The 12,735-nt window shown below is 59.8% G+C and carries 13 protein-coding genes; 4 read left to right on the top strand and 9 right to left on the bottom strand.

Annotation, left to right across the window (positions count from 1 at the left end; translation table 11 throughout):
- Positions 1 to 3: 3 nt before the first annotated feature.
- On the bottom strand, positions 4 to 930 hold the full coding sequence (locus H0Z09_RS16450; RefSeq protein WP_048720074.1) for a LysR family transcriptional regulator: 927 nt from the start codon (positions 928 to 930) through the stop codon (positions 4 to 6).
- A gap of 123 nt (positions 931 to 1,053) precedes the next feature.
- On the opposite strand from H0Z09_RS16450, the gene fpr reads away from it, so the two are divergent.
- A complete protein-coding gene (gene fpr / locus H0Z09_RS16445; protein ID WP_003172178.1) occupies positions 1,054 to 1,833 on the top strand; it encodes a ferredoxin-NADP reductase in 780 nt (259 codons plus the stop codon).
- Positions 1,834 to 1,977: 144 nt separating this feature from the next.
- On the opposite strand, the gene tsaA is transcribed toward fpr, so the two are convergent.
- The 7 genes from tsaA to H0Z09_RS16410 all read right to left on the bottom strand — a co-directional run bounded on the left by tsaA (position 1,978) and on the right by H0Z09_RS16410 (position 6,844).
- A complete protein-coding gene (tsaA, locus tag H0Z09_RS16440) occupies positions 1,978 to 2,673 on the bottom strand; it encodes a tRNA (N6-threonylcarbamoyladenosine(37)-N6)-methyltransferase TrmO (protein WP_186691473.1) in 696 nt (231 codons plus the stop codon).
- Between the two features lie 3 nt (positions 2,674 to 2,676).
- A complete protein-coding gene (locus tag H0Z09_RS16435) occupies positions 2,677 to 3,138 on the bottom strand; it encodes a DUF1456 family protein (protein WP_076951431.1) in 462 nt (153 codons plus the stop codon).
- Between the two features lie 68 nt (positions 3,139 to 3,206).
- A complete protein-coding gene (locus H0Z09_RS16430; protein ID WP_186691472.1) occupies positions 3,207 to 3,917 on the bottom strand; it encodes an rRNA pseudouridine synthase in 711 nt (236 codons plus the stop codon).
- A 185-nt stretch (positions 3,918 to 4,102) separates the two neighbouring features.
- Positions 4,103 to 4,570, bottom strand: coding sequence for a GNAT family N-acetyltransferase (locus H0Z09_RS16425; RefSeq protein WP_186691471.1), 468 nt, complete (start codon positions 4,568 to 4,570; stop codon positions 4,103 to 4,105).
- A gap of 97 nt (positions 4,571 to 4,667) precedes the next feature.
- Positions 4,668 to 6,008, bottom strand: coding sequence for a 30S ribosomal protein S12 methylthiotransferase RimO (rimO, locus tag H0Z09_RS16420; protein WP_186691470.1), 1,341 nt, complete (start codon positions 6,006 to 6,008; stop codon positions 4,668 to 4,670).
- A gap of 180 nt (positions 6,009 to 6,188) precedes the next feature.
- A complete protein-coding gene (locus H0Z09_RS16415; protein ID WP_186691469.1) occupies positions 6,189 to 6,524 on the bottom strand; it encodes an addiction module antidote protein in 336 nt (111 codons plus the stop codon).
- Positions 6,521 to 6,844: a type II toxin-antitoxin system RelE/ParE family toxin gene (locus tag H0Z09_RS16410; RefSeq protein ID WP_186691468.1), complete on the bottom strand. Its 324-nt coding sequence runs from the start codon at positions 6,842 to 6,844 to the stop codon at positions 6,521 to 6,523. Before H0Z09_RS16410 ends, H0Z09_RS16415 begins: the two co-directional genes overlap by 4 nt.
- A gap of 363 nt (positions 6,845 to 7,207) precedes the next feature.
- Here H0Z09_RS16410 and H0Z09_RS16405 point away from each other — a divergent pair, with 363 nt between their 5' ends.
- The 3 genes from H0Z09_RS16405 to H0Z09_RS16395 all read left to right on the top strand — a co-directional run bounded on the left by H0Z09_RS16405 (position 7,208) and on the right by H0Z09_RS16395 (position 10,880).
- Entirely contained in the window at positions 7,208 to 9,109 is a 1,902-nt protein-coding gene (locus H0Z09_RS16405; RefSeq protein WP_186691467.1) for a potassium transporter Kup, read from the top strand.
- Positions 9,110 to 9,312: 203 nt separating this feature from the next.
- Positions 9,313 to 10,419, top strand: a complete 1,107-nt coding sequence (locus H0Z09_RS16400; protein WP_076951439.1) for an NADH:flavin oxidoreductase/NADH oxidase — start codon at positions 9,313 to 9,315, stop codon at positions 10,417 to 10,419.
- Between the two features lie 275 nt (positions 10,420 to 10,694).
- The gene (locus H0Z09_RS16395; RefSeq protein ID WP_186691466.1) at positions 10,695 to 10,880 is read left to right on the top strand and encodes a hypothetical protein; all 186 of its coding nucleotides are present in this window, start codon (positions 10,695 to 10,697) and stop codon (positions 10,878 to 10,880) included.
- A gap of 62 nt (positions 10,881 to 10,942) precedes the next feature.
- On the opposite strand, the gene H0Z09_RS16390 is transcribed toward H0Z09_RS16395, so the two are convergent.
- Positions 10,943 to 12,568, bottom strand: coding sequence for a glucan biosynthesis protein D (locus H0Z09_RS16390; protein WP_186691465.1), 1,626 nt, complete (start codon positions 12,566 to 12,568; stop codon positions 10,943 to 10,945).
- Positions 12,569 to 12,735: the final 167 nt, after the last annotated feature.

The raw sequence follows: 12,735 nt of genomic DNA, 5'->3' as shown, positions 1-12,735 counted from the left end.
GGCTCAGGCAATGCTCGGCAGTACGATCTCGTCGCTGCGCTGCACCCCGGCGGTGAAAGCGCGGCACAGTTCGAGGAATTCGCGCATGGCCGAAGTCTGGTACTTCTGTTTGTGCCAGATGAAGTAGAACTGCCGGGCCAGGTCCAGATCCGGCGTTTCCACCGGCACCAGGCTGCCGCGGCGGAACGCGTCGCGCAGCGCCAACCGCGAAATGCAGCCAATCCCCAGCCCCGACTCCACCGCGCGCTTGATGGCTTCGGTATGTTCCAACTCCAGGCGGATATTCAGCGCGCTACGGTGATGGCGCATGGCTTGGTCGAAGGTCAGGCGCGTGCCCGAACCTTGTTCCCGCAGGATCCACGCCTCATGGGTCAGCTCGTCCATCGTTGCCACGCCACGCTTGGCCAGATGATGCTGCGGCGCGCAAAACACCACCAGCTCATCCTCAACCCAGGTTTGCACTTCGATATCCGGGTGGCTGCAGTCACCTTCGATTAGACCCAGGTCAATTTCATAATGCGCAACCTGGTGCACGATATGGGCAGTGTTCTGCACATGCAGCTTTACCTGGCTCTCTGGGTGTTGCTGCATGAAGCTGCCGATCAACAGCGTCGCCAGGTAATTGCCGATGGTGAGGGTGGCGCCCACCGCCAGCGAGCCAAAGCCAGACTTGCCGTTGAGCAGGTCCTCGATTTCCTTGGCCTGGTCCAACAGCGCTACCGCCTGGGGCAACAGTTGACGGCCGAGGGCGTTAAGGCTCAGGCGTTTGCCGGCGCGGTCGAACAATTGGCAGCTGGATTGGCGCTCCAGCTCGGTGATCGAGGTGCTGGCGGCGGATTGAGATAAGGCCAAAAGGCCAGCAGCGCGGGAAACGCTTTCCTGCTGGGCGACGGCGACGAATACTTGCAGTTGACGGAGAGTAAATCGCATATCGATATAACCGATAACCCTTATCTTAATAATCCAGTTAACAGATATTGTCGCCGCGATTAGAATGCGGTGCAATTACGCGCCTGAATACAGCGCAGACCTATTTCCAGGAGTTTCCCGTACATGAGCAACATGAACCACGAGCGTGTCCTCAGTGTTCATCACTGGAACGACACTCTGTTCAGCTTCAAGTGCACCCGTGACCCGGGCCTGCGCTTCGAGAACGGTCAGTTCGTGATGATCGGCCTGCAGCAGCCCAACGGCCGCCCGCTCATGCGCGCCTACTCCATCGCCAGCCCGAACTGGGAAGAGCATCTGGAGTTCTTCAGCATCAAGGTGCCGGATGGCCCGCTGACTTCCCAGTTGCAGCATTTGAAGGAAGGCGACGAGATCATCATCAGTAAAAAACCGACAGGCACCCTGGTGCTTGACGATTTGAAGCCGGGCAAACACCTGTACCTGCTCAGCACCGGTACGGGCCTTGCGCCGTTCATGAGCGTGATCCAGGACCCGGAAACCTACGAGCGTTTCGAAAAAGTGATCCTGTGCCACGGCGTGCGTTACGTCAACGAAGTTGCTTACCGCGAATTCATCACCGAGCACCTGCCGCAGAATGAATTCTTCGGCGAGGCCCTGCGTGAAAAGCTGATTTATTACCCAACCGTGACCCGCGAGCCGTTCGAAAACGAAGGCCGCCTGACCGACCTGATGCGCAGCGGCAAGCTGTTCAGTGACATCGGCCTGCCACCGATCAACCCGGAGGACGACCGCGCCATGCTGTGCGGCAGCCCAAGCATGTTGGACGAAACCAGCGAAGTACTGAACAGCTTTGGCCTGAAAGTCTCGCCGCGCATGCGTGAGCCGGGTGATTACTTGATCGAGCGCGCGTTCGTCGAGAAGTAAGCAACATCAAAAAATGTGGGAGCTGGTTTTTGTGGGAGCTGGCTTGCCTGCGATGCAGAGGCCTCGGTCATTCAGTTGAACCGAGGTGAGGCCATCGCAGGCAAGCCAGCTCCCACATGAGCGGCTCCCACATTAGTTTCGGGTTTATTCAGCTGGAACCACTTCAAGCACGCAGATGACGCCCGTCTCGGGATAGTGCCAACGCACATCCACATCCCAGAACTGTGCGCCATACTCACGTTCAGGCCCGGGCATCTGATACGCCGGCCGTGGATCCTGTGCCAGACATTGATCAATCAACTCCACCAATGGCTCGCCCAGACGCTGGGCATGGCTCTGTGCCTGATGCAGGGCCGTTTTCAGCCACTGCACCGGTATCAACTGCGGCGCGCCACTGGCCATGTCGTTGGTGGCCCCATGGACAATGTCGGCATAGGGCACATACGGTTTGATATCCAGCACCGGCGTGCCATCCAGCAGATCAATCCCGGAAATCCACAAACGGCCCGGCTCGACCTTGTCCAGCTTAACCACCGACTGTCCAATGCCATTGGGCCGGTGAGTCGCACGGGTGGCAAACACGCCCATGGACGTATTGCCGCCCAGGCGCGGTGGGCGAACTTTCAGGCGCGGTTTGTCTTCCAGCGCCTGGTGAAACAGGAACAGCAGCCACACATGGCTCACCTGTTCCAGGCCCTGCACCGCTTCGCCGCCGTCGAACGGCGCCACCAGCTCCAGCACGCCGCGGGCGGCCGGCGCCAGCTGCGGTTGGCGTGGGATGGCGAACTTCTCCTTGAAGCAGGAGCGCACGAAGCCGACGGGCGAGACGCTGTAGCTCATGGCTCAGGCACGCACCCGCAGGGTGAGGCCTTTGAGGAAATTACGCAGCAACTGGTCGCCGCACGTGCGGTAGTTGGTATGACCGAATTTGCGGAACAGCGCGCTCAGCTCAGGCTTGGACACCGGGAATTCGGCTGCCTTGAGGATTGCGTGCATGTCATCTTCCTTCAGCTCGAAGGCCACGCGCAGTTTCTTGAGGATGATGTTATTGGTCACCGGGGTCTCGATCGGCTGAGGCGGGCGGCTCTCGTCCTTGCCACGCTTGAAGACCACCAAGCCATCGAGGAAGTGCGCCATCACGTCATCCGGGCAAAACACGAAGCCTTCTTCCTCGTCCTTTTTGAGGTAGGTCAGCAGGTCGTCCTTGGTCACGTCCATGCCGCCGAGCTTGATGATCTCGACCATCTTGTTGTCGCTGATGTCGAGCATGTAGCGCACGCTGCGTAGTACGTCGTTGTGAATCATGGTGGGCAATCCTGATATTCAACTGAGGACACCGCCGCAATGGGCGGTGTCGCGAAAAGGGGAGCGGCTTAGAACTTCTCTTTGCCGGACAGGTAACGCCATTGGCCAACGGGCACTTTGCCGATGGACACGCCGCCGATGCGGATACGGCGGATGGCGATGACTTTGAGGCCGACCGCTTCGCAGAACAGCGCGATCACGCCTGGTTGCGGGTTTTTCAGTGCAAAACGCAGGCGGTTTTCGTTCTGCCAGCTGACCTTGACGGCCGGCAACTCTTTGCCTTTGTAGGTCAGGCCGTGGTTGAGGCGGTTGAGGCCGTGGGCAACCATGTCACCTTCGACTTCCACCACGTATTCCTGCTCGATCTTGGCGGCATCGGCGGTCAACTTGCGCAGGATCTTCCAATCCTGGGTAAACACCAGCAGGCCGCTGGCCTTGGCTTGCAGGTCGGCACTGGCGGTCAGGCGCAGGAAGTGGCCCTTGAGCGGGCGCTTGCCGAAGCGGTGCTCCGGCGAGAGTGTTTCGGCGCTGATCGACGCCATGGCCGTTTCGGCATCTACGCCCGCAGGGGCGTGCATCAGGATGGTCACCGGCTCCGGCGCGGTGGCCTTGGCCTGCGGGTCGAGTTCGACCTTTTGGGTGGTGACCTTGAACTGCGGCTCGTCGATCACTTCACCGTCCACCGAGACCCAGCCGCCTTCAATGAACAGCTCAGCCTCCCGACGGGAGCAACCGACCAGTTCGATAAGGCGTTTGGAGAGGCGTATGGGGTCAGTCATAACAAGGGCCGTAACAAAAGGGGGCGGCTATTGTACCTGCCTGGAGCCGGTTAATCCCGGCTCCATTTCAGCTCGGTGTTTTTTGTGGGAGCTGGTTTGCCTGCGATGCAGACACTGCGGTCTATCTGGAAGACCACAGTGATGCCATCGCAGGCAAGCCAGCTCCCACCTTGTTCTGCGTTTCGTCAGCCACTGCATGATTGTTGCTGGCGCAAACGCATACGCAACAGTGGATACGGCTGGCCCAGGCCATCGTGCTCGGTGCGTCCGATCACCTCGAACCCCTGTTTGAGGTAAAAGCCCAGCGCCAGGGGGTTCTGCTCGTTCACTTCCAGCTCATCGGCATTCATATGCTCGACCGCATAGCGCAGCAATTGGCTGCCCAGGCCCTGACCATGGTGCTTGGGGTCGATAAACAGCATTTCGATCTTGCCTGCGGCCACACCGGCAAATCCGGTAATGTGCTGGTGCGCGTCCCTGGTGCAGATCAGCATCACCGTGTCCAGATAGTGCGTCAGCACCAGACTCCTCAGCCGTTCGATGTAGCTATCCGGCAAGAAATCATGGGTGGCCCGCACTGAATCTTCCCAGATGTCTGTCAGTGTTTGATAGTCGCTGGTTTTGGGTGTGTGGATGATTGAATGCCGACGCATGTGCTCTGCCCCTGCCGAGAATGGGTAATAGGCAAACGATAGACCTAAAAAAGCCCCGCATCTTGATCAGATGCAGGGCTTTTTACACAGCTGGTGATCAGTCGCGCTTTTGCGCCCACAGGTCGTATTCGTCGGCATCGGTCACGGTGCACCAGACCTTGTCGCCCGGCTTCAAACCGCTGGCATCGTCGATAAACACGTTACCGTCGATTTCCGGCGCATCGAAGAAGCAACGGCCGACCGCGCCTTGTTCGTCGACTTCGTCGATCAGCACTTCGATTTCCTTGCCGATGCGCAGTTGCAGGCGCGCCGAGCTGATGGCTTGCTGGTGCGCCATGAAGCGCTCCCAACGGTCCTGCTTGACCTCGTCCGGTACCACGGCCAGGTCCAGGAGGTTGGCCGGGGCACCTTCAACCGGCGAGTACTGGAAGCAGCCAACGCGGTCCAGCTGCGCTTCGGTCAGCCAGTCCAGCAGGTACTGGAAGTCTTCTTCGGTTTCGCCGGGGAAGCCGACGATGAAGGTCGAGCGGATGATTAGGTCCGGGCAGATCTCGCGCCAGTTCTTGATGCGTACCAGGGTCTTGTCTTCGAACGCCGGGCGCTTCATGGCCTTGAGCACTTTCGGGCTGGCGTGCTGGAACGGGATGTCCAGGTAAGGCAGGATCTTGCCGGCGGCCATCAGCGGGATCAGTTCATCCACGTGTGGGTACGGGTAAACGTAGTGCAGGCGCACCCACACACCCAGGCTGCTCAAGGCTTCGCAGAGTTCGGTCATGCGGGTTTTCACCGGCGCGCCGTTCCAGAAACCGGTGCGGTATTTCACGTCGACGCCATAGGCGCTGGTGTCCTGGGAGATTACCAACAGCTCTTTCACGCCGGATTTGACCAGGCGCTGGGCCTCGTCCAGGACGTCACCCACCGGGCGGCTGACCAGCTTGCCGCGCATCGAGGGGATGATGCAGAAACTGCAGCTGTGGTTGCAGCCTTCGGAAATCTTCAGGTACGCGTAGTGGCGTGGGGTCAGCTTGATGCCTTGCGGCGGCACCAGGTCGATCAGCGGGTTGTGGTCCTGGCGCGGTGGCACCACGGCGTGCACGGCATTGACCACCTGCTCGTACTGCTGCGGCCCGGTCACCGCCAGCACGCTTGGGTGCACATTGCGGATATTGCCTTCTTCCACGCCCATGCAGCCGGTCACGATGACCTTGCCGTTTTCCTTGATGGCTTCGCCGATCACTTCCAGCGACTCAGCCTTGGCCGAGTCAATGAAGCCGCAGGTGTTAACCACCACCACGTCAGCGTCCTGGTAAGTGGACACAACGTCATAGCCTTCCATGCGCAGTTGCGTGAGGATGCGCTCGGAGTCGACCAGAGCCTTCGGGCAACCCAGGGAAACAAAGCCAACCTTGGGGTTGGCTTTTGCGACGGTGGTGGACATGTCTAACCTCGGTATTGAATGACGCGGCCAGTCGGGCACGACAGGGCGGCGGATGGGCACTTGGTGTGCCTCTGATCAAAAAGTGCGCAATTCTAGCGACGGGCAGCGCACTTGACCAGCTTTATGCGGGGAAATGCGACGAGTGCTGCGCCGGATAATCTGCAGGCCCTTACCACGCTTTTAAACGCGGAGGTCTTGCTCTGTACGATGTGATACGACTTTCGACATGCCCACGCCTAATGCCTGAAGCACTTTGAGGAGGGTGGAGAGCTTAGGGTCGCCGCCGACGGCGATGGATCTGTAGAGGTTAGCCCTATTAAGGCCGGTGTTCTGCGACAAGCTGAGCATTCCGCCACGCGCTTCCGCCACTCGGCGGATCGCAACCAGGAACGCGTCTTCACCACCCGCTTCGTCGATTTCCTCAAGCGCGACAGATAGATATTCGAGGGCGAATGCTTCGTCGTTTCGAAGCATTTCAAGAACACTATCTTCATGGGAGCGAGTACGCACGGTCATTTTTGCTGCACCTTGTAAGATTTCCAGAGAGCCTTGGCCTGATCGATATCGTTCTGCTGCTTGGCCTTTGAGCCACCGCCCAACAGGAAAATAATATTTCGATCCTGTGTTGCGTAATACACACGAAACCCAGGCCCGAAGTCGAGCTTCATTTCAAAGACCCCATCGCCCACCGGCTCGGTTATTCCAAAATGACCCAGGGATGCCCGGTCGACTCTGGTGGTGATCCTTGCTTTTGAACGATTGTCTTGCACGGTGTCCAGCCAAGCCTGGTAGATATCCACGCCATTGGCGGACAGCACGTGTTTCACTGTGTACATGAGGAATGTACCTTAAAAGAGACATGTCGACGATTGAGTTTTTATATCGACTGCGAGCGCCGTGCAGGGGCGCGGGTGATTGAACGAACAGACCGCCAAGGATTTCCCGGCTACGTCGTTAAGGCAGTACCACCGATTCGGACCGAAATATAAGGTTGTCAGTCAATGTGATCAATGCAGGCAAAAAGACGCCTGCGTTATGCAAGGAAATGCAAAGCCTGCTGCGCTATGCTTCGCGCCGTTGCGTGTAGGTAAAATCCTAAGGTCAACAAAACGTCTGTTACGAGAAGTAAAACAGCGCATGCTAGGGGTCGCTTAGAAGCGTTGTTAATAAGACCGCAGGTCAAAGGGCAGGAGTGGTTGATGGGTCACGCGAGTAATCAGGCAGCAGGTGCCGAACAGTCAAATACCAAGCCGATTGGCATGCTGGTGGCAGCGGTCGGGGTGGTTTACGGCGATATCGGCACCAGCCCGCTCTACACCCTTAAAGAGGTGTTCAACGGCGGTTATGGGGTGCAGGTCAACCATGACGGTGTGCTGGGGATCCTGGCGCTGATCTTCTGGTCGCTGATCTGGGTCGTCTCGATCAAGTACATGCTGTTCGTCCTGCGCGCCGACAACCAGGGCGAGGGCGGCATCATGGCGCTCACGGCACTGGCGCGACGGGCGGCGGGGGAGCGCAGGAAGCTGCGCAGCTTCCTGGTGGTCTGTGGCCTGTGCGGCGCTGCGCTGTTCTATGGCGACAGCATGATCACCCCGGCGATCTCCGTGCTGTCGGCGGTCGAAGGCCTGGAGCTGGCATTCGACGGCCTGGAACAATGGGTCGTGCCCATCGCCCTGGTGGTGCTGGTGGCTTTGTTCCTGATCCAGAAGCATGGTACCGACCGCATCGGCAAGCTGTTCGGGCCGGTGATGGTCACCTGGTTCCTGGTGCTCGGCGGCCTCGGTGTGTATGGCATTACTCTGCACCCTGAAGTGCTGAGCGCCGTGAATCCGATGTGGGCCGTGCGTTTCTTCGAGGCGCATCCCGGCATTGGTGTGGCAATCCTCGGCGCGGTGGTACTGGCACTGACCGGTGCCGAAGCGCTGTATGCCGACATGGGCCACTTCGGCCGCAAACCCATCGCCCGCGCCTGGTTCATCCTGGTGCTGCCGGCGTTGGTGCTCAATTATTTCGGCCAGGGCGCCATGCTGCTGGGCGACCCGGAAGCCGCGCGCAACCCGTTCTACCTGTTGGCCCCGAGCTGGGCGCTGATCCCGCTGGTGGTGTTGTCCACCCTGGCCACGGTGATTGCTTCCCAGGCGGTCATCTCCGGTGCGTTCTCCTTGACGCGCCAGGCAATCCAGTTGGGCTACATCCCGCGCATGCATATCCAGCACACCTCCAGTGCCGAGCAGGGCCAGATATACATCGGCGCGGTGAACTGGTCGCTGATGGTCGGCGTCATCCTGCTGGTGCTGGGCTTCGAATCGTCCAATGCACTGGCATCGGCCTACGGCGTGGCGGTGACCGGCACCATGCTGATGACCACCATCCTGGTGTCGGCGGTGATGCTGCTGCTGTGGAAATGGCCGCCGATACTGGCTGTGCCGGTGCTGGTCTGCTGCCTGTTGGTCGACGGGCTCTACTTTGCCGCCAACGTGCCGAAGATCATCCAGGGCGGCGCCTTCCCGGTATTGGCGGGGATCGTGCTGTTCGTGCTGATGACCACCTGGAAGCGTGGCAAGCAATTGCTGGTGGAGCGCCTCGACGAAGGCGGGCTGCCGCTGCCTATCTTTATCAGCAGTATCCGCGTGCAGCCGCCCCATCGGGTGCAGGGCACCGCCGTGTTCCTCACGGCGCGTCCGGACGCCGTGCCCCATGCGCTGTTGCACAACCTGCTGCATAACCAGGTGCTGCATGAGCAAGTGGTGTTGCTGACGGTGGTCTACGAAGACATTCCTCGCGTGCCGGCTGCGCGGCGCTTCGAGGTGGACGCCTACGGTGAAGGCTTCTTCCGCGTGATCCTGCACTTTGGCTTTACCGATGAGCCGGATGTGCCCGAAGCATTGAAGCTGTGCCACCTGGAAGACCTGGATTTCAGCCCGATGCGCACCACCTACTTCCTCAGCCGCGAAACGGTGATTGCCTCGAAACTCGAAGGCATGGCGCGCTGGCGTGAAGGGTTGTTCGCCTTCATGTTGAAGAACGCCAACGGCAACCTGCGCTTCTTCAAACTCCCGGTCAACCGGGTGATCGAGCTGGGCACTCAGGTCGAAATGTAAGCGTTTGCAGCGCGGGAGCCGGCAATCGGCTTCCGTGAACCCTGTGCAATCCAGCGTTGTCGACTAGGCTCTGTAGGAGCGAGCTTGCTCGCGAAGAACACGAGAGCGTCGCGCTGAATCAGGCTTCCCGCGTTATCGTTAGCGATCTTCGCGAGCAAGCTCGCTCCTACAGGAGTGCCCATAGAACCCAGAAGAGGTGCGCCATGAGTCAGCTGCTCGAACCCTACACCCTGCGCCAATTGACCCTGCTCAACCGTATCGCGGTCTCGCCGATGTGCCAGTACTCCAGTGAGGATGGCCTGGCCAATGACTGGCACCTGGTGCACCTCGGCAGCCGGGCCGTCGGTGGCGCCGGGCTGATTTTCACCGAAGCCACCGCCGTGACCGCGGATGGCCGCATCACCGCCCAGGACCTGGGCCTGTGGAACGACCAACAGATCGAACCGCTGCAACGGATCACGCGTTTTATCGCGGCCCAGGGCGCGGTGGCCGGCATCCAACTGGCCCACGCGGGGCGCAAGGCCAGCACCCATCGGCCATGGATCGGCAAGCATGGCAGCGTCAAGCCGGACGAGGGCGGGTGGGTGCCGGTAGGTCCGTCGCCGATTGCCTTCGACCCGCAACATACCCAGCCCAAACCGTTGGATGAAGAGCAGATCCGGCAAGTAACCGCCGACTTTGTCGCCGCCGCCAAGCGCGCCTTGACTGCGGGTTTCGAGGTGGTGGAAATCCACGCCGCCCACGGTTACCTGCTGCACCAATTTCTCTCGCCCATCAGCAATCAACGTCAGGACCAGTACGGTGGCTCCTTCGAAAACCGTATCCGCCTGGTGCTTGAAGTGACCAGGGCCGTGCGCGAGGTCTGGCCCCAGGAGCTGCCGCTGTTTGTGCGGGTCTCGGCCACCGACTGGGTGGAAGATGGCTGGAACCCCGATGAAACCGTCGAACTGGCGCGCCGCCTCAAGGACTTGGGGGTCGACCTGATCGACGTCTCCTCCGGTGGCACCGCCGCGAACGCCGAGATCCCCACCGGTCCGGGCTACCAGACGCGCTTTGCCGAGCGCGTACGCAAGGAATCGGGCATCGCCACCGGCACCGTCGGCATGATCACCGAGCCGGCCCAGGCCGAGCACATCCTGCGCACTTGCCAGGCCGATATCATTTTTCTGGCCAGGGAACTGCTGCGTGATCCTTACTGGCCGTTACATGCCGACGACGATCTGGGCGGGCGCAAGGCAATCTGGCCGGCGCAGTATCAGCGCGCCACGCACCGTGACCAGCCGATTCATGAGTCCGATTTACGCGACTGATAAGTCGTTTAGTGTTCAAAGAAACCCACCTTGATCCGGTGGGTTTTTTTCTTATTGTAAGCGTGGGAAAGGTCTGTAGGTATTTGTTACCAAAGCCATTTATTTAAGTGAATACTCTAAAAAAATCCCACACGAGACGAGATTTTTTCTACCCTAAGGATAAGCCTGAGTTCTGGCCCAGGAAGTCAGCCGGTGTGTTCACCCAGGCATTGCGCTTCATGCGAGGCGGGTGATGGGCAACAGGAGTTTTTGATGGATATCAGGAGAAACAGTCCATGGCCAAGTCCTATGGTGTAGCGGGTGTGGTGGTGTCTTTTCTGACGCGCAGGGTGTGTCTGCGCGGACGAAAATTGAACTCGGACGAAGCCCAATTGCTGGCGCATTACCGCGCCTTGACCGAGAGCGATCAGGTGGCGATGCGCTATTTGATGGGGGCGATGAAAAGTGTGTCGCGGTTCTGAGCATTGTATTGAACCCTGTGGGAGCCGTTCAGGCCGGCTCCCATAGAGGAGGAACATCCTGATCAGGTGTACTTGCGCTGCTCCGGTGCCGGCGGGAAGTACTGATACAACCAGGTTTCGCTCAAGGTGCGGTCCTGGGTACGAATAAACAGGCGCAGTTCCACCGGCTCCACGCTGTCGCTGGTCGGGTACCAATCGAACAGGATGCGGTAGCCCTTGATGTTGTCCAGCACCAGCACGCTGAAGTCTTTGACTTCGCCATGGGAGCAGGTCACCACCGGCTCGATCCCGGTGCCTGGTGGCAGGCGATCCAGGCCGCCCCCCTTGAAGTCCACCGCAAAGCGGCGTGCCCACACCTCGGGATAGTGTTCGCCCGGTGCCCAGCCTTCGGTAAAGCCACCCATGCCTGAGCGGGTCGCGTCGACTTGTGCCAAAGGCGTACTCACCGGTGGCAGGGCGCTCCAGTACAGCTTGTAGCCATAGTTCAGCGAGTCGCCGGCCGCCACGGGGTTTTTTGGGGTCCAGAAGGCCACGATGTTGTCGAGGGTCTCGCCGGTGGTGGGGATTTCCAGCAGGTCGATCGAGCCTTCGCCCCAGGCGGTGGTGGGTTCGACCCACAGGCTCGGGCGCTTGCTGTACCAGTCCACCGTGTCCTGGTAACTGGCAAATTCATGGTCGGTCTGCACCAGGCCGAAGCCTTTCGGGTCTTTGTCGGCAAACGCGTTGAACTGCAGCTTGGCCGGGTTGTTCAACGGGCGGCAGATCCACTCGCCGTTGCCACGCCACATGGCCAGGCGGTCTGAATCGTGGATTTGCGGATGGATGGTGTCGCACATCCGGCGCTCATGGGTGCCGCAGCTGAACATGCTGGTCATCGGCGCGATGCCCAGTTGCTCAATGGTAGTACGCGCATTGATGTGCGCGTCGATGGCCATCACCACCTGATTGGCCTGGCAGTCGATATCGAAGCGGTAGGCGCCGGTGGCGCTCGGCGAATCAAGCAGGGCGTAGACCACGAAGCGGGTGGCGTTCTTGTCCGGGGTTTCAAACCAGAACTGTGTGAAGTCAGGGAATTCTTCGCGTCTTTTCGCGTAGGTGTCGATGGCCAGGCCACGGGCGGAGAGGCCGTACTGGCCGGTGGAGTCCACCGCGCGGAAGTAGCTGGCACCGAGAAACGACAGCACGTCATGACGGTCCAGTTCCGGGGCCTTGAACAGCTTGAAGCCGGAAAAACCCAAATCCCCGGTCAGTTGTTTGGTGTCCACCGTGGTTTTTTCATAATTGAACAACGAAGGGCGGAAATGCACCTCGCGCGCTTCGCGGGTCTTGGGGTCGACGCTGTGCATGCGCACGGGCGTCTTGAAGCCCATGCCGACGTGGAAGAACTGCACGTCCAGTTGGCCGTTCAATTCCTTCCACAGCGAATGCTTGCCGTCGTAACCGATGGCGTTGAAATTCTGCGGTGTCATGGTCGCCAACGTAGGCGGCAGCACCTGTTTGGTGTCTTTGTAAGCGGTCCCGGCCAGCTGTTTGGCCTGGGCCTTGAGCGCTTCGAAATCGAACGCCACGGCCTTGCCGTCGGCGGCACGGTTCCCGGCCCAGGCCTGGGCGGCAAGCAGGCCACTGGCCGACAAACCGGTGTAGGCCGCAATGGCCATGGACGCTTTGAGCAAATTCCTGCGGTGCATAGAGACAACCTGTCGTGAGCAAATCCCGCGCCGTTCCTGGCACGTAGCGGATCAGAAATTACGGTTCGGACATGCCTTCGGCCAAACACAACGGACATTAAACAGACGCCGGATAGCTTAAGCGGTTCGATGACGTAGGAAAATTGATTGATAGCGGGGTGATGGCA

Source organism: Pseudomonas sp. SWRI18 (assembly GCF_014268345.1).
Classification (GTDB): Bacteria; Pseudomonadota; Gammaproteobacteria; order Pseudomonadales; family Pseudomonadaceae; genus Aquipseudomonas; species Aquipseudomonas cedrina.
Note: the sequence above shows the minus strand (reverse complement) of the source record. Positions and strands in the feature narration are given on the sequence as shown.